Origin of the sequence: Candidatus Methylomirabilis sp. (assembly GCF_028716865.1) — a bacterium.
In the GTDB taxonomy this organism is placed as follows: Bacteria; Methylomirabilota; Methylomirabilia; order Methylomirabilales; family Methylomirabilaceae; genus Methylomirabilis.
Genome location: NZ_JAQUOY010000033.1, coordinates 1 through 21,347, shown reverse-complemented (window position 1 = coordinate 21,347; position 21,347 = coordinate 1). Strand labels below are relative to the sequence as shown.

Sequence of the window (21,347 nt, the reverse complement as noted above, 5' to 3'; positions counted from 1 at the left end):
GCGCTCAAGCTCTACATCCGCTTCTACAACCACCACCGCCTGCACTCTGGCATTGACTACCACACGCCGGAAGAGTATGAGGGATTGGTGACGTGAAGTCGTGTCCACTTTTTCGGGGGAAGATCCCCATGAGCCTCTTGAGCCGGTAAGCACCTGAGTCAACATGCGGTAGCAACTGGTCGAACTATGCCAAATAGGGTGAACTCGGAGAAGATCATGGAAGAGCAGCGATCATCCGGCAAGATACGTCTTACCATAATGCTGGGCAGCACGTTGGCTGTAGGATTTCTTCTTGGCTACCTGTCTTCAGCCTTCGTTCCGCTCGTCCCGCGGACACAACCATCTGTCCCTTCGGCATCGACGGCGCCTGTCCCCCGTCTCTCGCCCTCCGAGATTGATTCGGCCTTAAAAGCGGCCCATGCCGCACTCGACGCCGGTGATCTCCAGGCGGCCTGGGAAAAATACCACCAGATCCTGCTTACCGATCGGAGCCATGTCGAGGCACTGACGCACCTCGGATTAATTCTGATGCAGAGCAACCGGCCGGATGAAGCCATAAGACTGTATGACCGGGCGCTGAGCCTGGATCCCCGGTATGCCCATGCCCTATTCGATAAGGGGCAGGCCTTGAAAGAGAAGGGGGATGCGAAGGGGGCCACTGAGGCGTTTCGGCGGTTCCTCACCCTGGTACCGCCGGACTCAGACGATGCCAAGCGAGTCAAGGGATGGATGGCAGAGTTGGCCCGCTCCGATAACTACCAGAAGGAAAAAGCCAGGACAAGCAAGCGAGAAGATCGCTAACCCAACCTCCGCACATCGAGGAACAGAGTGCTGTGTTCATGCCGGGTTTGAGGAAGTGAAGCGACCAGCGGCAACTGACCTGCAATTGTGGAGTGGTAGGGGAGGGATGGGAAGGTCGGTGTGAAGCGGGGAGAGGGCGTACGACAGCGGGTGATGGCGTGGGCGGTGCATCTACTCACTGCCTCGGGGGCGGTCATCGGGGTCTGGTGCCTCGTCGCCATACACCGAGGCGATTATCGAGGGGCGTTCTTCGGGATGCTGCTGGCAGCCGGAGTGGTCGATGCTGTGGATGGGCCGCTGGCGCGACTAGCTCGGGTGAAGGAGGTCCTGCCCCAATTCGATGGAACGAAGCTTGACGATATCGTTGATTATCTGAATTTTGTGATTGTTCCCATCGTGCTGATCCATGAGGCCAACTTGTTGCCGGCGTCGGTCTCGATCTGGATTTTACCCTTCCCGCTGCTCACCAGCGCCTACCGTTTCTGCCATATCGCAGCCAAGACGCCGGATCATTTTTTCACCGGGTTTCCTTCATACTGGAACATTCTGGCTTTCTACTATTATGTCGGAAGGAGTCCCCTCTGGTTTAACGTGATTTTTACCCTTTTTGCAGCAGTGATGGTGCTGGTACCGATCAGGTATATCTATCCTGGCCGGACTCGAATCCTCCGTCCTCTCACCATCGGTCTAGGCGTCCTGTGGGCCGCGGCGCTCCTGATCATTCTCTGGCAGCTTCCCGATCCCTCGCCCTCGTTGATCGCCTGGTCTCTGTTGTATCCGACCTACTATACGGTCCTCTCGTTTGCGATGCATTGGCGCTTCCGGTGAGAAGTCGGGTGATCATCAGCGATAATCACCTTGATCATTGTGCCCTTTTCTCATTTCTAATAAGGGGATAGTGAGGGCTATTGTTGTCCCTTTCTGAGGGACGCCTTTTATCGTCACCTGACCCTTCAAATAGAGGGCACGCTCCTGTATTCCTATCAGGCCAAAGGAATGAGGATCGTTCAGCCTCTCTTCATCGAATCCCACTCCATTGTCTTCAATCTTCAACTGTAGAGAGTCCTCATTCCTCAACACTTCCACGGTAACCCGAGATGCCTTCGCATGGCGGGCCACGTTGGTCAGCGCTTCTTGTACGATGCGAAAGACTGCAGTAGCACGCTCTTTATCCAGGGGGAACTCCCCCTCACATAATACCCACTTGCACTGAATCCTGGTTCTTTTTTGGAATTCCTGTATATGCCACTCGATGGCAGGTATGAGGCCAAGGTGGTCCAATATGTGTGGTCTCAGATCGGAGGAGATCCGCTGGACGGTGTCAATCCCCCTGTCGATGAGTTTTGTCAGTGAATCTTTCATCCCAGAAAGGGCAGCTTGGCGTTTATCGAGGTCGTGCAATGCAGTCGATAATTCCATTTTCATCGTCGTCAAGAGCCCCCCGAGTTCATCGCGAAGCTCTTCGGCGATCCGTTTCTTTTCTTCCTCCCGCATATGCTGCAGGTATGCTGAGAGGTGATAAAACTGCTGACAAGATTTTTCCAAACCGCTCAAGAGACGCATATGCTCGATAGCATGCTGGATCGTACTGATAAGGAGATGCCCCGTTACATCCCCTTTACTCAGATAGTAGCCCCCCTTCTGCGCGGCCCTTATGCCCAGCTCTTCATCTTCCAGGCCGGTCATGACCACAACAGGAACCGAAGGGAGTTGCGAACGGACTCGCTCGAAGGTGTCGAACCCAGAACTATCCGGCAGATTGAGGTCCAGCAGCACTGCGTCACAGACCTTTTCTTTTAGCAACTCCATAGCCGCGTTGAGTCTGCCCACATGGAGCAGCTCAAATCGAGTCCGGCTGGATTCCTTCAGGATTTCCTTTATGAACCGGACACAGAGCGGGTCGTCCTCGATCATGAGGATCCTAATGGATGTGCCGTTCATCGATTTCTCCCTTTGGCGGCAATTTCACGATGCTGAACCAGAAATCTTCGATCGATTGTGTTACAGAGATGAACTGATCGAGGTCAACCGGCTTGGTAATGTAACAATTGGCGTGCAACTTATAGGTCTTCAGGATATCCTCCTCGGCCTTAGAGACGGTCAAGACGACGACGGGGATGCTCTTTAACGTCTCATCGGTTTTGATCTCCGCAAGCACCTCCCGACCATCTTTTTTGGGGAGATTCAAGTCGAGGAGGATCAGGTCCGGACGCGGGGCGTCTGCGTACTTGCCCTGACGCCGCAGAAAGGCGATTGCCTCAACCCCATCCCCGACAATGCTCAGACTATTGAGAAGTTTTCCGTCCTTGAGCGCCTCCTGTGTCAGGCGAACATCGGCCGGATTATCTTCCACCAGCAGAATCTCGATCTGTCTTCCATTGTGTTTCTTGTTCACGCTCATGGCCTCCTGTGCGTGGGATGGTAAAATAGAAAGTCGAGCCCTTTCCGGGTTCTGACTCCACCCAGATCCGGCCGCCATGACGTTCCACAATCCTTCTGCAGATGGCTAGGCCGATCCCGGTACCGGGATATTCCTCCCTGCTGTGCAGTCGTTGAAAGATAACAAAGATCCGCTCGTTGTATTGCGGGTCAACGCCGATCCCGTTGTCCCGCACCGAGAAGAGCCATTCCGCACCATTTTTTTTCGCGACGATATGAACCCGGGGGGGCTCTTCTCCGGCAAACTTGATGGCATTGTCAATCAGGTTCTGAAATAGCCGCATCAGTTGTGACGCATCCCCTATGACGGCAGGAAGGGGATCGTTCATGACCAGGGCGCCGCTGTTCCCGATGGCGAGTTGAAGATTGGCGCGCGCCTCACCCAGGATCTTCTCGCAGTCAACCTCTTCGAACGGCTTGCCCCGAGTATGGATCCTGGAATAGCTTAACAGGTCATTGATCAGTCTTTGCATCCGATTGGCGCCTTCCACAGCAAATGCGATAAATTCATTCGCGTCGGCATCGAGTTTGTCTTTATAGCGTCGTTGTAGGAGTTGTGTGAAACTGGCCACCATCCGCAACGGCTCCTGAAGATCATGAGAGGCTACGTACGCAAACTGTTCCAGTTCCGCATTGGAACGCTTCAGTTCCTTGGTGTACGTCTCCAGATCCCTGTTGGCCTGTCTCAGGGCCTCTTCCTCCTGCTTCAAGATCGCCTGTTGCGCCTTGATGACCTCGAGAGAACTCTTGTACAGCGAGACAAAGACGACGGCCGACCATATCCCGAGAAGGGAGAGGGAGCGATTGGTGAGCACGATCCAAAATGGTTGTACGGCATAGAATGTCAGTACAGGATCGAGTACAGTTAATATCGAGACCCCAACCCCGGCGATGACGGTATGCTTCCGCTTCGGCAACCACAGGGACAGCAATATGACGGTGATATACGGGACAGCAGCGGCCACACCAAGAGGCGTAAGAAGATCAAATATAAAGATGCCGAGGGATAACAGGATACACGCGATAAGGACGTTGCTATGCTTTCGCCTCGTAATCTCCTGAAGAGGTTGCTTCATCTCCTTCGCTTCGCTCTGAGCCCCTGCAATGTCAGAATGGAGTTTAGCGGTTCTCATCGAGTCGTTGCGGGCGGGGTCGTCTGCTTGAAGGCGTCCGGTCCGTTCGGCAAGCTGTCCAGAAAGGCCGAATCGATGGTGACTACACCGACTCCAGGCTCAGCCATGGCGTACAGTCCGACTTGTGGGTCGGCGGCCTTCTTGAGTAGAAGCCGCTTCACGCTGCTCGCATCCTTCAACTCTACGATCAGATCGGGGCGCTCCAGGCCGTACTTGCGCTTAGCGTCCGGACCGGAGTCAACAAATGCAGTCACGCGGGCGTCCTTGATCTTCCACAACAACCGTCCGATCACGGCTGCGTCAGCCCTGGCCTTGATCGGCTTACTCATCTCCCACCCCTTTCCTTCAGTCTGGCTAAGGCTGATCGGTTGTCCCTTGCCGGCCAGTTCGACCTGAGTGACCTGGTTCGGCTCCAGCGCCAGCAGGGTCTTGTTACGAAAATCATCCGGCTTCCGGTCCGCGCGGACGCGCACGATGACGGTCGCCAACAAGACCGCGGGCTGATCGGGCCGTTTGGCATAGATAGAGCGACCGTTTGGGTTTACATCGCCCAGCAGGAGAGCTGGTAACGTGTGCCCACCCTTGAGCGTCACGCGAAGAGTGAGCGAAGGACGCTCAAGCCCGTAGTCAGCGAGGCGGGTTGGCGCCTCCTCGATGCGTCGTTCTTCCCTGGCTTCCAGGAGCGTATGCAGCAGCGAGGCGACCTCTGAGCTGTCGGCCGTGGCCCGCACAGGTTCGATCAGCCGCCACCCATCGCCTTCACGCTTCAGCACGATCAGCTCTTCGCCTCGTGTGATGGAGATCTTTTCGACGTCCTTTTCCTCGGCTTGAAATAATTTGTTGGCATCCGACCCGGATAGCGTCCTAGTCTCCATGGTGTAATAGCCCGCACCCAGAGCCGCCAGAACCAACATGAGAAGGCCGAGTGATCGCCACCTCACCGCGACCGCCTCCGTCCGAGGACCACGGATGTTCCGGAGACCAGGAACAGACCTGGCACTACGACAACCAGGAACCAGAAGGCCATCCGCCCTTGCGCCGCGCTTAAGATGATGGGGGTGTTCTTCGCCTCCCTTGGTCGGATGGAGATCATCCCCTCCTCTTCGGCCAGCCAACTGATGCTGTTCAGGAAGAGATCCCGGTTCCCCGAGAAGTTCAGGAAGTTGTTGCTGGCAAAGGCGGAGTTGCCGTACACCACCAGCCTAGCCATTTCCGGTTGCTTGTCCGTCTGCTCTTCGTTGGTCCTCTGCGCTGTAGCTGCCTTCTCCGCCTCTGATTTTTGCGCTGTTGCCGGTTTCACCTGCACCGTGGCGATGGCTCCCACCGGGACCGGTCCCTCTCGATCCTGCCCTTTCTCAAAGCCGAGCTGGCCGCGATTCAGTTCGCCTTTGTCGGTCTCCGCCCAGCTCCCCGGCCCCGTCTCCCCGAGCTTCTGGACGGTGACACCCTGCGGTGATGGCTTCGCGACGTCTACGGAGCGCGCGAAGGGAAAGAGGGAGGCGAGGGTGAAATTCTGGGTGATCGCGTGCGGGTAGTAGGTCGAGACCACGGGCATAAGGTAATCGCCGCCCATGACGCGAGCGTTCTGATCCACAATCACATCGTCGCCGATCGTGATGCCGTATCGACTGACGAATACCTTGAGGCTCGAGGCCGCAAACGGATCGAGCTGGATAAGCAGTTTTCCGCCTCGCTCGATAAACGCCTGCAGGGCCTGCAGCTCCGATTCAGCCAGATCACGCTTCGGTCCGCTGATGACCAGCATCGAGGCATCTTGCGGAACCTCTCGTTCACGGAGCAGCAACAGCTCCTTGACCTGATAGTTGGCCTTCTCGATGGCCTCTTTGGCTTGCCGGTAGCCGTTCCGCGACCCGTCCTCCAGCTCGTTTTCCCCATGCCCCTTCAGAAAATAGATCGTTCGTTTCCCTTCGCGGAGCAACTTGACCAGCCCGTTCGTCAGGTGCTCCTCATCCACCTCACTGATCTTCTCTTCCTTATCCTTGGTCTCTAAGACCGTCGTACCGTACGTGGCAATGCCGTACCGCTTGGCCCTGCCGGGATTCCTGTCAGGATCGACCACCTCGAAGCGAAACCGCTGCGAGAGGTCGGCGTACTGGCGCAGAAGGTCTTCGGCGGGTTGGCGCTCCGCCTGGTCGGCTCGGAAGAAGGCCGTGACTTGAACGTCCGTGGCGAGTCCCCTAATCACCTTCTTGGTCTGATCGGCAAGGCTGTACCGCTTCCCTTGGGTCAGGTCGAACCGCGTGTTGTGCTTGGCCGAGATGACCTCCACCAGACCGATGATCCCCAGCACCAGCATCGTCATCACGACGACGTTCAGTCCGGTGATCGTGGAGCGTCGATTTAACCAGGCCATGATCCCGCCAAAGGAACGATAGACGCTGACAAGGATGAGGATCGCCCCGAGCAGGAGGACGCTCCCCATCCACGTCTTCAGGTCCGGACGGATGTTATAGGCAATCCCGCCGGCGACAAGGAGGGTGAGACCGGCCGGTACAGCGAAGCGAGCGAACTTTTCCATGGTTAGCCCCTCCACCGTTTCGATTCCAGGGAACGGAGTGTCAGGAAGAGGCAGAGGAGCGTGAAGTTGAGGTAAAAGATCACGTCCCTGCTTTCAATGGTTCCCTTGGCGAAGCTGTCGTAATGGTTGATGATCGAGAGGTGCGAGAGAATAGGGCCCAGCGTTGGGCCGGCCGCCTCGGTGGACCAGCCGATGACCCACAGCAACAGGAGGATACCAAAGGCGCCGACGGCCGCGACGACCTGGTTTTCGGTAAGTGAGGAGGCTAGAATCCCGAGTCCCAGGAAGGCCATACCGAGAAGCAGGAGACCGAGGTAGCCGCTCAGGATGAGTCCCCATTCCAGCGTCGCGAAGGACCCCAGCATCGCGATGTCCAGCAGACTGACCCCGAGCATCGCCGAGTAGAGCGCGAGCGCCGCCAGAAACTTCCCCAACAGGAGTTCCCAGTCTCTGATCGGATACGAGAAGAGCAACTCGATGGTCCCCGTCTTCTTTTCTTCTGAAAACAGGCGCATGGTGGCCGCGGGCATCAGGAGCAGCATCGTAATCGCGATATCGCGAAAGAGTGGACGAACGATCCACTCAGAGGCGTTCAGGCCTCGACCGAACATTGGGTTCATCGTGGCCTGCAGGCTGTTGAGCGAAAAAAAGGCGAAGAGGCTATAGAAAAAATAGCCCGAAATCAGCGCGAAGATGGTCAGGACGACGTAGGCGATAGGCGACGCGAAGTAGGCGCGCAACTCCCTCTTGAAGATCGCCAGGATGTTCATGCCTGCACCTCATGTGCTTCCTTAGTCACCAGGCGCACGAAGATCTCCTCCAAGCTCATGTCGGCGGGACGGAGCTCCAGCAGCCCCCATCCGCGCTCAACGATCAGACGTGAGACCTCGCGGCGCAGATCACAATTCCGCTCCGACTCCACGACGAAGTTCTTGGGAGTCTCGTGCGCCTCATCCTCCGCGACGACCCGCAGCACGCCCGGAAGCTGTGTCAGGGCTACGCCGACCTGGTCCACCGGCCCATCGACCCTGATACGCAGCTTGGTGGAGCTCTGAAGCCCGGCCGTGAGGTTCTCCGGGGTGTCAACCGCCACGATCTGTCCATTGTTGATGATGATGACCCGATGGCAGATCATGCTGACCTCCGGCAGGATGTGAGTCGACAGGATGACCGTGCTTTGGCCGGCCAACTCTTTGATGAGCTGTCTGATCTCGATGATCTGCTTCGGGTCGAGTCCGATGGTCGGCTCGTCCAGGATCAGCACCTCGGGATCGTTGAGCAGCGCCTGAGCGATCCCGACCCGCTGCCGATAGCCGCGCGAGAGTGCCCCGATCAGCGTCCGCCGTACCTTGGCAACCCCGCATTTTTCCATGATCTCGCCGATCCTCTGTCGCCTCTTCCCCCGTTCCAGGCCTTTGACCTCGGCCACGAACTCCAGGTAATCGGCCACCTTCATATCGGTGTAGAGCGGCACGTTCTCCGGCAGGTAGCCGATGCGTCGCCGCATCTGGAGGGACTCGGTCAGGACGTCAAAGCCGGCGACACGGGCCGTCCCGCTGCTGGGCGGCAGAAAACCGGTGAGGATCCGCATCGTGGTGGTCTTGCCGGCGCCGTTCGGCCCGAGAAACCCCACGATCTCCCCCTTCTCAACCTTGAAGGAGACATCCCGAATTGCTGTAAACTTATCGTAATATTTCGTCAGCTTGTCCGCTTCGATCATTCCATCTCTCCCCTCGCTTCCCTGCCGTCGGTTGGCAGCCTGAATCCCGAAAGACCATCAAACATTGTACACGACGCACTTGCTGCCTGCAACGGTGCGATACGTCGTCTTGACCGGTTAGGGTAAGTGTGGGATATTGCGAATAAATTCGTTGTTGAGAAGACGAATGAAGCGCTCCGGGCTCTAGTGGGCCTCACCCAGAGACATCAGCCACGGCAGAGCGCATAACCAACCGGTTGGAGTCCGACGCTCGCAACGCTCGCGCGTCCGCCTGCCGCTGACCCGCAACGTCGTGAGGCGGTATCCCAAGGAGGCGGTCTATGACGAGGATCTTAGTCCTGTATTACAGCATGTATGGACATGTTGAGACATTGGCGAAGGCGGTAGCCGAGGGCGCTCGTTCCGTGGAGAGCGTTGAGGTCACCATCAAACGTGTGCCGGAGCTGATGCCTGAAGGGGTGGCTCGAAAAGCCGGCGCAAAGCTGGATCAAGAAGCTCCCATTGCGACGGTTGATGAGTTGCCCAATTACGACGCAATTGTCTTTGGTACCCCGACCCGGTTCGGGAACATGTGCTCACAGATGCGCAATTTCCTAGATCAAACGGGGAAACATTGGGTGAGCGGTGCGCTCATCGGCAAGGTGGGCAGCGTCTTTACCTCCACCGCGACTCAGCACGGTGGACAGGAGACCACCATTACGTCATTTCACAGCACACTGTTGCATCAGGGGATGGTGATCGTCGGTGTGCCGTACTCATGCCAAGCCTTACTCAATATGAATGAAATTACGGGCGGCACGCCTTACGGCGCGAGTACGCTTGCCGGTGGAGATGGCCGTCGCCAGCCGTCGCAAAATGAATTGACCATCGCCAGATTTCAAGGCGAGCATGTTGCAAAAATTGCTAAAAAGCTGTCGGCCTGAAGAGCCTCTGGAAGCGCTTAACCTCACGGCGACCGAGATTGGCTGCCAAAGGGGGTACAGTGGGAGCCCCAAAGGGCTGCCCTGTTTCCAGGGGACCCTCCCGGAGCTTCTGAAGCAGGCAACAAAGCCTTGACGTGTAGTGACATTGTCGGTATGTTGTAAATATGGGTGCAATTTGCTTTGTCTGGGACGAACGAAAAAACGCCATCAACAAGAAAAAGCATGGCGTCTCATTCGAAGAAGGCCAGACAGTATTCGCCGATGATAATGCCTTGTTCATGCATGATCCCGACCACTCGGAAGATGAAGACCGATTTCTTCTTTTGGGCCTCAGCGCGATTGCCCGACTGCTTGTGGTATGCCACTGTTATCGAGAAGAATCGGATACAGTCCGCATAATCTCTGTCTGGAAGGCCACCAAATCAGAGACATCACAATATATGCGACGGAGGAGAATATGAGAAAGGGATATGACTTTTCAAAGGCAACAAGGAATCCTTACGCCAAGCGCGTAAAGAGACAGCTCACCATCCGGGTAGACGATGCAACCATCGAATATTTTAGAAAACTCGCTGAAGAGGTAAGCGTCCCGTATCAAACGCTAATCAATATGTATCTTCGCGATTGTGCGGCGTCACGGCGTCGATTAGCAATGAAGTGGATACCTGCAGCATAACATCGGCCAACCATTGCCTACACACGGATGGCCGTCAGCCTCCGGCTGCCAACGACCAGCGAGGCATACGAGTGTGTCAGGCATGACGCAGAGCGAGCGAGGCAAGAGTCCTCGCGCCAAGTGATCGCCGGGCCAATCCGCCTACCAGCAGGCAGGAGGCGAGGAGCGGAGCAAAAGCCTGCCCTGAGCCTGCCGAAAGGGCGTCACCGCGAGGAATCTGTCACAGCCCTTTGGGGGACGGTGAGCCCCAAAGGGCTGCCCTGTTTCCAGGGGACCCTCCCGGAGCTTCTGGAGCATGAGGTTGTGAGCACAACCAGCGTTGGCCCCATCTCAGCGGCAAGATATTGCTTGCTAACTACTGAACAACACAATAGAATCCGCCCTGACTACACAAATATTTAATGAAGATAGGCTGATCAGTCTACTCAATAGTTGGGCGGCTTCTGTGGATGGAGGACAGCCTCGCGACCATCATGTTGAACCGCCCGAGCCTCTCGGGGTAGGGTAAGTCCTGACTGGAAGGAGTGTGCGGAGAAAAGGTATGAAGTTCGAGTTGACTGAGGAGCAACACCTGTTCCGGAAAATGGTTCGCGACTTCGCGTCCAGAGAGGTGGCGCCACTAGCTAAGCAGGTGGATGAGGGAGGGGTCTTCCCGCTGGAGACGATCAGGAAGATGGGGGAACTCGGGCTGATGGGCGTGGCGATCCCCACGGAATACGGCGGCGCCGGGGCGGACAATGTGTGCTACGCTATCGGTATGGAGGAGATCGCTCGGGCCTGCGCCTCGACCAGCGTTATTATGTCGGTCAACAACTCGCTGGTTGCCGATGCCCTGTATAAGTTCGGGACAGAGGCTCAAAGGCAGCGGTACCTCACGCCGCTCGCCGGCGGCAAGCTGCTCGGTTGCTTTGCGCTGAGCGAGCCGGGCGCCGGATCGGATGCGTCAGCTCAGCAAACTCTTGCCACGAGAGACGGTGACGGGTTTGTGCTGAACGGGACAAAGAACTTTATTACAAATGCCTTGGAGGCTGATCTGGCGCTGGTATTTGCCACGGTCGATCGCTCCCTTCGGGCCAAAGGGGTCTGTGCCTTCCTGGTGGAGAAGGGCACGCCGGGCTTCACCATCACGAAGGTAGAGAAAAAATTAGGGCTTAAGGGCACCAGTTGCTGTCAGGTGGTCTTCGACAACTGTCGAGTGCCTGCAGACAACCTGCTGGGGGAGGTGGGGCAAGGGTTCAAAATTGCCATGGTCACTCTGGATGCCGGCCGAATCGGCATTGCGGCGCAGGCGGTGGGGATCGCCCAGGCTGCGCTGGACATCTCGCTCAGGTACGCCAAGGAGCGGGTCGCCTTCGATAAGCCGATTGCATCGTTTCAGGCGATACAATGGATGATCGCTGATATGGCGGTGCAGATCGAGGCGGCGCGGCTGCTCACGTATCGGGTGGCCTGGCTAAAGGACAAGGGTCTTCGGTATACCAAGGAATCGGCGATGGCCAAGCTGTTCGCCTCGGAGACCGCCAGTTGGGCCGCCACCAAGGCGCTGCAAATTCACGGCGGCTACGGGTATCTGTACGATTTCCCGGCTCAGCGGCTGTTTCGTGACGCCCGCATCACCGAGATCTACGAGGGGACGTCCGAGATTCAACGTCTGGTAATCGCGAATCAGTTACTGAACTGAAGGAGTTCCAGGTTTTCAGCGCCATATGCGGAACTCGCAACCTTGAACCTTGAACTTTGAACGGTGAACCCAAACACATGAACATCGTTGTGTGTATCAAGCAGATTATCGATCCCGAGACGCCGATGAGCCAATTCGCGATCGACTCCCGAACCAAGCGGCAGGTCCCAGGAAACAACCCGCTGGTCATCAGCCCGTACGATGCCAATGCCCTCGAGGTGGCCATCCAGCTCAAGGAGAAGCAGGGCGCCAAGGTGACGGCCATCAGCGTCGGCGGCGCAACCACGACGACCGCGCTGAGAAGCGCGCTGTCGATGGGCGCCGACGAGGCGATCCTGGTCAATGACCCCCTTCTTGCGGGCTCTGATCAGCGAGGGATTGCTTATGCGCTGGCGAAGACGATCTGGAAAGCCGGGACATGTGACCTGATCCTGACCGGCTGCGAGTCGGGGGACTGGGCCGATCGTGCTGTCCCGGCCTTTCTGGCCGAGGAACTCGGAATCGGGTACGTCGGCTATGTGACCCGAATCGAGGTGAGGGATGGACAAGTTGTCGTCCGTCGAGTCGTGGAGGATGGATACGAGCTGATCGAAGCCAAGACCCCGTTCCTTGCCGCCATCAGCTCTGACGAGACGAACACCGCCCGCTACGCGAAACTTCGGGATATTATGACCGCCGCCAAGAAGATCATCCCCGCCTGGAAGGCGGCGGATCTCGGGCTTGACCCGGAGAGAATCGGTCCCGGTGCAGCCAGGGCCGCAGTTACCGATGTCTATATCCCGGTCAAGGAGTCCAAGTGTGAGATGATCGAAGGGAATACACCGGAGGAAAAGGCTGCGAACCTGGCGGTGAGATTGCGCGAACTCAAGCTCATTTGATGAGAGGGGATGGATGCCCGGCACATTGGTATTGGCTACGACGAAAGACGGCAGGCTCACGCGAGATACGCTTGAGCTGTTAGCAGGCGCGAAAAGGCTGGAAGAGAAGCTGGCCGGGCCGGTGGTGGCAGCCCTCTTGGGAACAGACGTCGGTGCATATGTTCCATTGCTGTTCGCGCATGGCGCCGAACAGGTCTATCGCGCCGAGCATCCCTTACTGGAAGGGTATCAAGGTGATGCGTATACGCTCGCCCTGCATCAGATCTGCGAGCGCGCTCAGCCGACCGTGGTGCTGCTGCCCGGCGATGTGATGGGGCGCGAGCTGGGCCCGCGCCTGGCCTATCGGCTCCAGGTCGCTTTTATGACGGAGTTCATCGACTTTGACCTGGACCAGGCATCCGGCCGGCTGCGGTTTGCGCGTCAGACCTACGGGGGGAAGGCGATGGCGGTTGTGCAGCCTTACATGAACCGGGTCGTGGCAACGGCCAAGCTTCGGACGCTGGAGCCGGCCGCACAGGAGGAAGGCCGGACGGGTGAGGAGATACGGGTTGATGTCGTGCTGGAAGCCTCGCAACTGACAACCCGCCTCATCGAGAGAGTCCAGGAGGAGACGACCGGTGTCAAGCTGGAGGATGCCAAGATCGTGGTGAGCGGTGGCCGTGGGGTACACGGACCGGAAGGGTTCAAGCTTCTTGAGGAGTTGGCGCAGGTCCTGAAGGGCGCGGTTGGCGCCTCGCGGGCTGCGACCGACGCCGGATGGGTCCCGCCCTCCTGGCAAATCGGCCAGACCGGCAGGAACGTCAGTCCTGATCTCTACCTTGCCTTCGGGATCTCCGGTGCAACCCAACATGTCGCAGGAATTTCTGGCTCGAAGCATATCGTGGCGGTGAATACTGATCCTGCGGCGCCGATCTTTAAGGTGGCTCAGCTCGGCATTGTCGAAGATTGGAAAGCCGTGGCGACCGCGATGATCCAGCAGTGCAAGGAATTAACGAAAAGCTAAAACAGTAGTGCTGCCATGACCCCCATGCGCGAGATCTACTGGAACATCCCGGGGCACCTGTTCCTGTACCTGCTGTTCTTTCCCTTCCTTGTCGTCTGGCTCTATGGCATCTACCGGCATACCCGCATGATACTCAGGGGGGCGCCGGCTGCCGTCTTGGGCAGCCTGTGGGACCGGTTCAAAGGCGTTGTCACGTATGCCATGTGGCAGCGGCGTATTGCCAAGGATCCCCTCTCGGGGCTGCTGCACCGTTCGATCTCCTGGGGGTTTGTCGTCCTCTTTATCGCCACCTGCCTCGTTGCCCTCCAGGACTATCTTGGCATACCGACCCTGCGTGGAACGTTTTACCTCTACTTCATGTCGTTGACCGTCGATCTGTTCGGTCTGACGGCCATTACCGGCGTGCTGATTGCGCTCGTCCGGCGCTATGGCCTACGGCCCGATCGGCTCCTGCTGCCTCGTAAGGCCAAGAGTTACGATGTCCTGCTGACCCTGCTCCTCATCATTCTAGTGACCGGGTTTCTGATTGAGGGACTTCGGATCGCGGCTACGGCCGATCCATGGGGGCACTGGTCGCCCGGCGGTCGGCTGGCATCCGCCCTGTTTCGCGGGATTGAGCCGGCCCGGCAGGTTCTCCTCCATCAGGTCCTCTGGTGGTTCCATGCCACCATGGCCTTCACCTTTATCGCCTATCTGCCCTACGGGGTGGGCATGCACGTCACGTCTGCTGCCGCCAATATCTTGCTGAAGAGTCGGGAAGGCTCCGGGGTGCTGCGACCGATCGACCTGGACCGAGCGGAACGGTTTGGCGCCGGAGCGATCAACCAGTTGACCTGGAAAGATCATCTCGATCTCGAGGCGTGTACCGAGTGTGGCCGCTGCCAGGCTGCCTGTCCGGCTTGGATCACGGGTAAGCCGCTGACGCCTAAAGGCGTCATCATCGACTTGCGAGATCATATGCGCCTGGTTGCCGAAGGAGAGGACTCTAAAAAGATGGTCGGCGAGGTGATCTCGCACGACGTCCTGTGGGCGTGCACGACCTGCGGGGCATGCCATCAGGAATGTCCGATCTTTATCGAGCCGATCCCAAAGATCGTCGAGATGCGCCGCCACCTGGTGATGGAAGAGGCCGAATTTCCCGAGACGATGCAGCAGGCCTTGCGGAGTCTGGAAGAGCGGGGCCATCCGTTCCGTGGGGCTACAGCCTCCAGGACCGACTGGGCGAAGGGGCTTGGCGTAAAGACTGTTGCCGCGGACGGTCCGCCGGAGATACTATACTGGGTCGGCTGTACCGCGGCCTTTGACGAGCGGAACCAGCGGGTCGCGGCGGCATTCGCGAAGCTCCTGCAACGCGCCGGTGTCGATTTTGCGATCCTGGGGGAAGAGGAGCGATGCACGGGGGACCCAGCCCGACGGATCGGAAATGAGTACCTCTTCCAGACCTTGGCCAGGGAGAACATCGCCACGCTGAACGGCTACGGCATCAAGAAGATCGTCACCACCTGCCCGCACGGCTTCAATACGCTTAAGAACGAATACCCCAAGCTGGAAGGCAGCTACGAGGTCGTCCATCACACACAGTTGCTGGCCGATCTGGTGAAGGAGGGGCGTCTACGGCCGGAGAAGCGGATCGATGGCGTGGCATCGTTTCACGACCCCTGTTATCTGGGTCGACACAACGGCGTCTACGACCCACCCAGGCAACTGCTCGGGGCGATCCCGGGGCTCGCGGTCAAGGAGATGGACCGATGCCGGGAACGCGGCTTCTGCTGTGGTGCGGGGGGCGGGTTGATGTGGTTTGAGGAGAAGATCGGCAAGCGCGTAAGCTGGGAGCGGACTGAAGAGGCACTGGCCCTTCAGCCACAGGTCCTGGCGAGCGCCTGTCCCTTTTGCCTGATCATGTTCGAGGACGCACTGAAGGTCAAGGATGCGATAGGGCAAACCAGACCGCTTGACGTAGCGGAGCTGATGGCGCAAAGTGTAGAATAAGATGCGAAGTGCGGAATAGTTCGCATGTGGTCCACGGGGCGGGCAGTGGCCTACTCCGCTTAATCTCGCCGTACGTCCCTGTACGGCTCGAATCGGCGCCGGCAGGCTTCGCTGTCCGTGCTTCGCCTGCCATCGACGACGCGTCGTGGGCTCCAGCCCACCCCATCTGTAGCGAGATACGAGGATGTCCGAGCAGAAAGATCTGAAGCGGATCGAGGAAGAGAAGGCGCGGTGGGAGACCGAGACGCTGAAGCCCGCCCTCGCTCAGACCCCTGAACGGGCAGAGCGCTTTACTACTGTGTCCATGACCCCGGTCGAGCGCCTCTACACCCCGACCGATCTGCCCGAGTGGGATTACGCAAAGGAGCTTGGATTTCCCGGCGAATACCCTTACACCCGCGGGGTGCAGCCGACGATGTACCGCGGCAAGCTCTGGACCATGCGGATGTTCGCCGGGTACGGTACCGCCGTCGAGACCAACCGACGGTTCAAGTATCTGCTCGAGCAGGGCCAGATGGGGCTGTCCACCGCCTTCGATCTGCCGACCTTGATGGGATACGATTCGGACCACCCCTCTTCAGCCGGCGAGGTGGGTAAGTGTGGCGTCGCCATCGATTCGCTCGCCGACATGGAGACGCTGTTCGAGGGCATTCCGCTCGGCGAGGTCACGACCTCCATGACGATCAGCTCTCCCGCCGCAGTCTTGTGGGCGATGTATATCGCCGTCTGCGAGAAGCAGGGTGTCCCGTATCATCAGATTGGCGGCACGGTCCAGAACGATATCCTGAAGGAGTACATCGCGCAGAAAGAGTATATCTATCCGATCACGCCTTCGGTCCGGCTGGTGACCGACACCATTTTGTTCGGCGCGCGCCACCTGCCGCGGTGGAACACCGTCAGCATCAGCGGCTACCATATCCGGGAGGCGGGGGCCACCGCATTGCAGGAACTCGCCTTCACATTGGCTGACGGAATGGTCTACGTGGAGGAGAGCATCAAGGCGGGTCTTGAGGTCGACGCGTTTGCTCCGCGCCTCTCCTTTTTCTTCGATTGCCACAACGACCTGTTTGAGGAGGTGGCCAAGTTCCGGGCGGCGAGAAGGCTGTGGGCTCGGATCATGCGGGAGCGGTTCGGGGCGAAAGATCCCCGTTCCTGGCTGTTGCGGACGCACGCCCAGACAGCAGGGTGTTCCCTTACCGCCCAGCAGCCGCGCAACAATGTCATCAGGGTTACGATCCAGGCGCTGGCGGCTGTCCTGGGCGGCACGCAATCGCTGCACACCAACGCTATGGATGAGGCGCTGGCGCTCCCGACGGAAGAAGCGGCCACGATCGCGCTGCGGACGCAGCAGATCATTGCGCATGAGAGCGGCGTCACCAACACGGTCGATCCGGTGGCCGGCTCGTACTACGTCGAGACGTTGACGAATCAGATGGAGGAGGGGGTCTGGGAGTACTTCCGACGGATCGATGATCTGGGCGGGATGATCCGGGCGATCGAGAAGGGCTTCCCCCAGCGCGAGATCGCCGATGCCGCTTATGCGTATCAGCAGGCTATCGAACGGGGCGAGAAGATCATCGTTGGCGTGAATCGATTTACGGAGGAGCAGGAAGAGCCGATCCCAACCCTCACCATCGACCGTGAGGCCGAGGAGCGGCAGGTTGAACGCCTGCAAGCGCTTCGTCGTTTGCGCGACAAGGATGCGGTGATGCGATCGCTCGAGGCGCTTCGCCAGGCGGCAGCCGGGAACGACCCGTGGGGAAAGGATCTGTTGATGCCAAGGATTCTTGACGCGGTTCGAGCCTACGCGACCTTGGGCGAAATCATGGATGTTTTTCGCGAGGTCTGGGGCGAATACAAGGAGCCCTCAATCATTTAGCGCGCGCGCGTGGACAGATAATGGCAGCGAAGGTTGAAAAGAAGATCCGTGTGTTAATCGCCAAACCGGGCCTTGACGGACACGATCGGGGCGCCAAGGTCATCGCCAGGGCCTTCCGCGACGCCGGGATGGAGGTGATTTACACCGGGCTCCGGCAGACGCCGGAGATGATCGTGAGCGCCGCCATCCAGGAAGACGTGGACGCCATCGGCATGTCCTGTCTTTCCGGGGCTCATATGTACCTGTTCCCACGGGTTATGGAGCTGCTCAAGGAGCGTGGAGTCGATGACATCCTCGTCTTTGGAGGCGGCACAATCCCTACTGACGACATCCCAAAACTGAAAGCGGCCGGGCTCGCCACTATCTTTACGCCCGGTACGACCACGACCGAAGCGATCGAGTTCGTGAAGCATAACATTAAAAATAAAGACTTAATAAACGAATAATTACGAAGTAATATCTATATTATACATTATGTATATATTTAGCCTTAAAGGATGAATTCCAGCCGCAGAAATTAGGCTGGATTTGAGTCTCGCTACCAAAAGGAGGGGGTCTTGATGCGGCCGGTGTATATGGTTTCGGGAGGGGTGAGCAAGTTCGCTAAGGCGAGGCCGGACGTCACCTTCCAACCGATGGTGAAGGAGGCGTACGACTATGCCCTCAAGGACCTCGGGCTTGAGCACCCTCGGTTTGTTGAGATCGTTGATGGCTCGGTCGCATCGTACTTCTCCGACCATTTTCAGCGGCAGTTGATGTCGGGCATCATGGTGCAGGACTATCTGGGGCTCTGCCCTAAGCCGAGTCACCGGGTCGAAGGGGGTGGAGCCACCGGTGGCCTTTGTTTTCAAGAGGCCTGGAAGTCGGTGGCCTCGGGCCTCATGGATGTGTGCGTGGCCTACGGCTTCGAGACGATGTCTCATGTGAATACCTGGAAGGGGAACGAATTCATCGCCCTGGCCTCCGACGTAAGCTTCGACTACCCGGTGGGCGGTTTCTACAGCGGCTACTACGCGATGATGGTGGTCCGACACATGCAGGAGTTCGGCACGACCGTCGAGCAGATGGCCCACATCTCCGTGAAGAATCACAACAATGCCTTTCACAACCCCTATGCCCAAAAGCGAAAGCTCCTCACGATCGAGGATGTGCGTCGCTCGCCGATGGTGGCCTGGCCGCTGACGCGCCTGGACATCTGCGTCATGTCCGACGGGGCGGCAGCCACGATTCTGGCCAGCGAGGAGGGGGTCAGCAAACTGGAGAAGGCGAGCGGCAAGCGGCTCAAGCCGGCCAAGATTGTCGGCATCGGTCGCGGGACTGACGCGATGCGGATGGCCGACCGGCCCCACCGCCAGGTGTTGCTGCTCCCGCATGAGCGGGCTAGCGACTACCGTGGTCTCAAGTATCCTGGCATCCACTCCTTCCGGGCGGGCCGGATGGCCTCCAAGCTGGCCTACGAGATGGCCGGGATCGTCAATCCGATCAAGGAACTGGATTTCATCGAGTTGCACGACGCCTATACCTCCTCAGAGATTCAGACCTACGAGGATATGGGCCTCTGCAAGTACGGCGAGGGTGGCCGATGGGCGGAGGAAGGAAATCCATTTCTCCCTAACCTCAACTACGGCCTTGCGCTCAAGAAACCCGGGACGCTTCCCGTCAACCCGTCGGGAGGTCTGATTGCCTGCGGCCATCCGGTGGGGGCCACCGGCCTGATGCAGGCGGTCTTCGCCCTATGGCAACTGCAGGGCAGCATCAAAAAGCATTTTGGGAACGACCAGTTGCAGGTCAAGGGCGCCAGACGAGGAGCCATTCATAGTCACGCCGGCACCGGGACGTACGTCACCGTGAGCATCATGGAGAAAGCCTGATTCCTGGCTGCTGCACGGCAGGAGAGAGCGAGCGATGGCGAGTGCCAAACGTGGGAGACTGAATCAGAAGCGACCCAATGAAGAGCCTGTCGCGTTGCCAGAGACCGACGACGGGACAATCTTGTTCGATGTCCGCTCCCTAAGGACGTAGCCCAGCTCAAAGCCATGGCCCCCATCATCCTTAAGCAGTCCTACCAGATCGATTACATCCACAGTTACGGGCAAGACTCTCTATCACGTCCGAGGCTTTCACCCCCAGGCGTACGCCCGGGGGTGAAAGCCTCTTCAGTCGACGCTGGGCTGGCTGAGCCGGGCCAGTTCTCTGCTAGAATGGGCGCATGCAGACTTGTCCGTGGGATTCTTCTCGGCCACCGTCGGGAGTGACGAGGCGGTCATCAAGCGTTACGTCGAGTTCCAAGAACAGGTTGGAATTGGGGTTCTGATCGCCAGCGCCACGGGCGGTAAGCCGGTGGGAATCTATTGTGTCTTGAAAACTTCTCATAGTGGTTAGAAGTTGATCCCGACATAACCACCGGTGGTGAAGCGCTTAAGATTTTCGTCTGGAATATCAGGACCCCAGTAGTAGCGGAAGTCGACGCCGAGACTTAATCGGTTATTCCAGAAGAGACGCTCAACCCCTACGCCGGTGACCCCGCCGATGCTGATGTTGGTGATGGCCTTGTTAACAGGCGTGTTCACGTTAAAGGTCAGGCCGGCTGGGATGATCCAGGGCCGATAGGGGGCCAGCCAGGGCTGGATGGAGCCCAGGGTGTCGAATCGGAATTTCGGGGCGATACCCACAGTCAGAATGTTTTCCAGTCCTCTCCCCTCCGCGAGGGCCTTGTTCGGTGGAGTTTCAACCTTAGCGCTGGAATCACCTGTTGTGTGTTGAGTCTGAAGATACTCCACGTAGATCTCTCCTAGAAGTGTGCTGGTGAAGAGTTTCATCAAGGGGAGGTCCAGCCCGGCTCCTACCTGAAAACCGTTCCTATCATTGGGGTCGTCCTGGGCCGTCAAGAGGGAGTTGCTCCGCGGCTGATTCATGCGGACATATCCACCCTTGAAGAAAACCTGACCACCCAATAGTTTGGAGGATTCTGCGCTCGCGGCTAACTCAGTCTTCATCTCCTCCTTCATGGCTGTCAGTTTTTCTTTCACTGGGCGTTGAATTTCTACCTGCATCTTGGTTTCGAGTGCCTCCAGACGTTGCTGCATCCGTTTGATCATGTCGTTCTTGGTCTCGACCTCTTCCCGCAACGCCTGCAATTCGTGTTTGAGTTGGCTCATTTCACTTCGCGTCTGTGCCTCCGCATTCCCTATCAAGAGTGAAAGCAGCGGCGTCAACAACAGTGCGAGTGCGGTCCAGCCTGCTTTGCTCATATGTATCCCTAAGATTTTCACGATTCCCCCCCTTGGTAAGATGTGATCGCTCTTTCGGTAATGAAGCTCCATTGATCCACTAACATTGAACTGCACAGGTCGCCCAGTCTGGTGCAGGTCGCGTTACCTGATGCTGCCCACAATCACGCAGCCGATGACGATCAGTTACCCCTTGTGTGGATTGCCGACAACGCACGGCGCTTCCCCCAGCATGCTTTGCGCAGATCCTTGAAAGTCAGAGCCAGAGAATTCTACCATGTCAACCTCTCCTGAGTAATAAAGCTTTTTTGACCTGCTACGCCCTATTATACGACACCTGTCGCACACCACATGGCCTACTCCGAGGCAATCAACGTCTGCCGTTTCAGCCCGAACTGCTCCAGCTTCCGGTAGAGCGTGCTGCGGGAGATGCCGAGTTGCACCGCCGCCTGCGAG

Annotated in this window: 21 protein-coding genes and 1 pseudogene; 13 read left to right on the top strand and 9 right to left on the bottom strand. The window is 58.0% G+C overall.

The window, feature by feature from the left end:
- The first annotated feature begins 216 nt into the window (after positions 1-216).
- Positions 217-801 carry a tetratricopeptide repeat protein gene (locus PHV01_RS11450; RefSeq protein WP_337291294.1) on the top strand — a complete coding sequence of 195 codons (585 nt, stop codon included), beginning with the start codon at positions 217-219 and terminating at the stop codon, positions 799-801.
- A 120-nt stretch (positions 802-921) separates the two neighbouring features.
- Entirely contained in the window at positions 922-1,629 is a 708-nt protein-coding gene (locus PHV01_RS11445; RefSeq protein WP_337291293.1) for a CDP-alcohol phosphatidyltransferase family protein, read from the top strand.
- A gap of 15 nt (positions 1,630-1,644) precedes the next feature.
- Here PHV01_RS11445 and PHV01_RS11440 read toward each other — a convergent pair whose 3' ends face one another.
- From PHV01_RS11440 to PHV01_RS11410, 7 genes and pseudogenes are all read right to left on the bottom strand, one after another.
- Positions 1,645-2,742, bottom strand: a complete 1,098-nt coding sequence (locus PHV01_RS11440) for a response regulator (RefSeq protein WP_337291292.1) — start codon at positions 2,740-2,742, stop codon at positions 1,645-1,647.
- Positions 2,723-3,196 carry a response regulator gene (locus tag PHV01_RS11435; RefSeq protein WP_337291291.1) on the bottom strand — a complete coding sequence of 158 codons (474 nt, stop codon included), beginning with the start codon at positions 3,194-3,196 and terminating at the stop codon, positions 2,723-2,725. The genes PHV01_RS11440 and PHV01_RS11435 overlap by 20 nt, the downstream gene beginning before the upstream one ends.
- Positions 3,144-3,890 (bottom strand): annotated as a pseudogene (locus PHV01_RS11430) (ATP-binding protein); the annotation flags it as partial. The gene PHV01_RS11435 and the pseudogene PHV01_RS11430, both read right to left, overlap by 53 nt.
- A gap of 479 nt (positions 3,891-4,369) precedes the next feature.
- Entirely contained in the window at positions 4,370-5,314 is a 945-nt protein-coding gene (locus PHV01_RS11425; protein WP_337291290.1) for a DUF4340 domain-containing protein, read from the bottom strand.
- Complete coding sequence (locus tag PHV01_RS11420) at positions 5,311-6,912, bottom strand: Gldg family protein (RefSeq protein ID WP_337291289.1); 1,602 nt, start codon at positions 6,910-6,912, stop codon at positions 5,311-5,313. Before PHV01_RS11420 ends, PHV01_RS11425 begins: the two co-directional genes overlap by 4 nt.
- A 2-nt stretch (positions 6,913-6,914) precedes the next feature.
- Entirely contained in the window at positions 6,915-7,682 is a 768-nt protein-coding gene (locus tag PHV01_RS11415) for an ABC transporter permease subunit (RefSeq protein WP_337291288.1), read from the bottom strand.
- Positions 7,679-8,632, bottom strand: a complete 954-nt coding sequence (locus PHV01_RS11410) for an ATP-binding cassette domain-containing protein (protein WP_337291287.1) — start codon at positions 8,630-8,632, stop codon at positions 7,679-7,681. The genes PHV01_RS11415 and PHV01_RS11410 overlap by 4 nt, the downstream gene beginning before the upstream one ends.
- Positions 8,633-8,952: 320 nt before the next feature.
- Here PHV01_RS11410 and wrbA point away from each other — a divergent pair, with 320 nt between their 5' ends.
- The 11 genes from wrbA to PHV01_RS11355 all read left to right on the top strand — a co-directional run bounded on the left by wrbA (position 8,953) and on the right by PHV01_RS11355 (position 20,043).
- Positions 8,953-9,555: an NAD(P)H:quinone oxidoreductase gene (wrbA, locus tag PHV01_RS11405; protein WP_337291286.1), complete on the top strand. Its 603-nt coding sequence runs from the start codon at positions 8,953-8,955 to the stop codon at positions 9,553-9,555.
- Between the two features lie 164 nt (positions 9,556-9,719).
- Entirely contained in the window at positions 9,720-10,016 is a 297-nt protein-coding gene (locus tag PHV01_RS11400; RefSeq protein ID WP_337291285.1) for a BrnT family toxin, read from the top strand.
- Positions 10,013-10,231 carry a BrnA antitoxin family protein gene (locus PHV01_RS11395; protein WP_337291284.1) on the top strand — a complete coding sequence of 73 codons (219 nt, stop codon included), beginning with the start codon at positions 10,013-10,015 and terminating at the stop codon, positions 10,229-10,231. Before PHV01_RS11400 ends, PHV01_RS11395 begins: the two co-directional genes overlap by 4 nt.
- Before the next feature lie 541 nt (positions 10,232-10,772).
- A complete protein-coding gene (locus PHV01_RS11390; RefSeq protein ID WP_337291283.1) occupies positions 10,773-11,912 on the top strand; it encodes an acyl-CoA dehydrogenase in 1,140 nt (379 codons plus the stop codon).
- A 77-nt stretch (positions 11,913-11,989) separates the two neighbouring features.
- A complete protein-coding gene (locus PHV01_RS11385; RefSeq protein ID WP_337291282.1) occupies positions 11,990-12,790 on the top strand; it encodes an electron transfer flavoprotein subunit beta/FixA family protein in 801 nt (266 codons plus the stop codon).
- 13 nt (positions 12,791-12,803) lie between these two features.
- Positions 12,804-13,793 (top strand): electron transfer flavoprotein subunit alpha/FixB family protein, encoded by a 990-nt coding sequence (locus tag PHV01_RS11380; protein ID WP_337291281.1) that lies wholly within the window; start codon positions 12,804-12,806, stop codon positions 13,791-13,793.
- Between the two features lie 15 nt (positions 13,794-13,808).
- Positions 13,809-15,782: a (Fe-S)-binding protein gene (locus PHV01_RS11375; protein ID WP_337291280.1), complete on the top strand. Its 1,974-nt coding sequence runs from the start codon at positions 13,809-13,811 to the stop codon at positions 15,780-15,782.
- A 184-nt stretch (positions 15,783-15,966) separates the two neighbouring features.
- The gene (locus PHV01_RS11370) at positions 15,967-17,661 is read left to right on the top strand and encodes a methylmalonyl-CoA mutase family protein (protein WP_337291279.1); all 1,695 of its coding nucleotides are present in this window, start codon (positions 15,967-15,969) and stop codon (positions 17,659-17,661) included.
- A gap of 20 nt (positions 17,662-17,681) precedes the next feature.
- Entirely contained in the window at positions 17,682-18,107 is a 426-nt protein-coding gene (locus PHV01_RS11365; RefSeq protein WP_337291278.1) for a cobalamin B12-binding domain-containing protein, read from the top strand.
- Between the two features lie 114 nt (positions 18,108-18,221).
- Complete coding sequence (locus PHV01_RS11360) at positions 18,222-19,532, top strand: thiolase domain-containing protein (RefSeq protein WP_337291277.1); 1,311 nt, start codon at positions 18,222-18,224, stop codon at positions 19,530-19,532.
- 352 nt (positions 19,533-19,884) lie between these two features.
- Positions 19,885-20,043 (top strand): hypothetical protein, encoded by a 159-nt coding sequence (locus PHV01_RS11355; protein WP_337291276.1) that lies wholly within the window; start codon positions 19,885-19,887, stop codon positions 20,041-20,043.
- Here the strand turns inward: PHV01_RS11355 and PHV01_RS11350 are convergent.
- Both PHV01_RS11350 and PHV01_RS11345 read right to left on the bottom strand, forming a co-directional pair.
- Entirely contained in the window at positions 20,040-20,912 is an 873-nt protein-coding gene (locus PHV01_RS11350; RefSeq protein ID WP_337291275.1) for a hypothetical protein, read from the bottom strand. The two genes, PHV01_RS11355 and PHV01_RS11350, sit on opposite strands and share 4 nt — an antisense overlap.
- Positions 20,913-21,247: 335 nt before the next feature.
- On the bottom strand, positions 21,248-21,347 hold a 100-nt coding region (locus tag PHV01_RS11345; RefSeq protein ID WP_337291295.1), incomplete at its 5' end, for a helix-turn-helix domain-containing protein.

Coding starts and splice junctions, on each gene's coding strand:
- PHV01_RS11450 (WP_337291294.1), top strand. CDS start 217: ATGGAAGAGCAGCGATCATCCGGCAAGATACGTCTTACCATAATGCTG.
- PHV01_RS11440 (WP_337291292.1), bottom strand. CDS start 2,742: ATGAACGGCACATCCATTAGGATCCTCATGATCGAGGACGACCCGCTC.
- PHV01_RS11420 (WP_337291289.1), bottom strand. CDS start 6,912: ATGGAAAAGTTCGCTCGCTTCGCTGTACCGGCCGGTCTCACCCTCCTT.
- PHV01_RS11415 (WP_337291288.1), bottom strand. CDS start 7,682: ATGAACATCCTGGCGATCTTCAAGAGGGAGTTGCGCGCCTACTTCGCG.
- PHV01_RS11410 (WP_337291287.1), bottom strand. CDS start 8,632: ATGATCGAAGCGGACAAGCTGACGAAATATTACGATAAGTTTACAGCA.
- wrbA (WP_337291286.1), top strand. CDS start 8,953: ATGACGAGGATCTTAGTCCTGTATTACAGCATGTATGGACATGTTGAG.
- PHV01_RS11400 (WP_337291285.1), top strand. CDS start 9,720: ATGGGTGCAATTTGCTTTGTCTGGGACGAACGAAAAAACGCCATCAAC.
- PHV01_RS11395 (WP_337291284.1), top strand. CDS start 10,013: ATGAGAAAGGGATATGACTTTTCAAAGGCAACAAGGAATCCTTACGCC.
- PHV01_RS11390 (WP_337291283.1), top strand. CDS start 10,773: ATGAAGTTCGAGTTGACTGAGGAGCAACACCTGTTCCGGAAAATGGTT.
- PHV01_RS11385 (WP_337291282.1), top strand. CDS start 11,990: ATGAACATCGTTGTGTGTATCAAGCAGATTATCGATCCCGAGACGCCG.
- PHV01_RS11380 (WP_337291281.1), top strand. CDS start 12,804: ATGCCCGGCACATTGGTATTGGCTACGACGAAAGACGGCAGGCTCACG.
- PHV01_RS11375 (WP_337291280.1), top strand. CDS start 13,809: ATGACCCCCATGCGCGAGATCTACTGGAACATCCCGGGGCACCTGTTC.
- PHV01_RS11370 (WP_337291279.1), top strand. CDS start 15,967: ATGTCCGAGCAGAAAGATCTGAAGCGGATCGAGGAAGAGAAGGCGCGG.
- PHV01_RS11365 (WP_337291278.1), top strand. CDS start 17,682: ATGGCAGCGAAGGTTGAAAAGAAGATCCGTGTGTTAATCGCCAAACCG.
- PHV01_RS11360 (WP_337291277.1), top strand. CDS start 18,222: ATGCGGCCGGTGTATATGGTTTCGGGAGGGGTGAGCAAGTTCGCTAAG.
- PHV01_RS11350 (WP_337291275.1), bottom strand. CDS start 20,912: ATGAGCAAAGCAGGCTGGACCGCACTCGCACTGTTGTTGACGCCGCTG.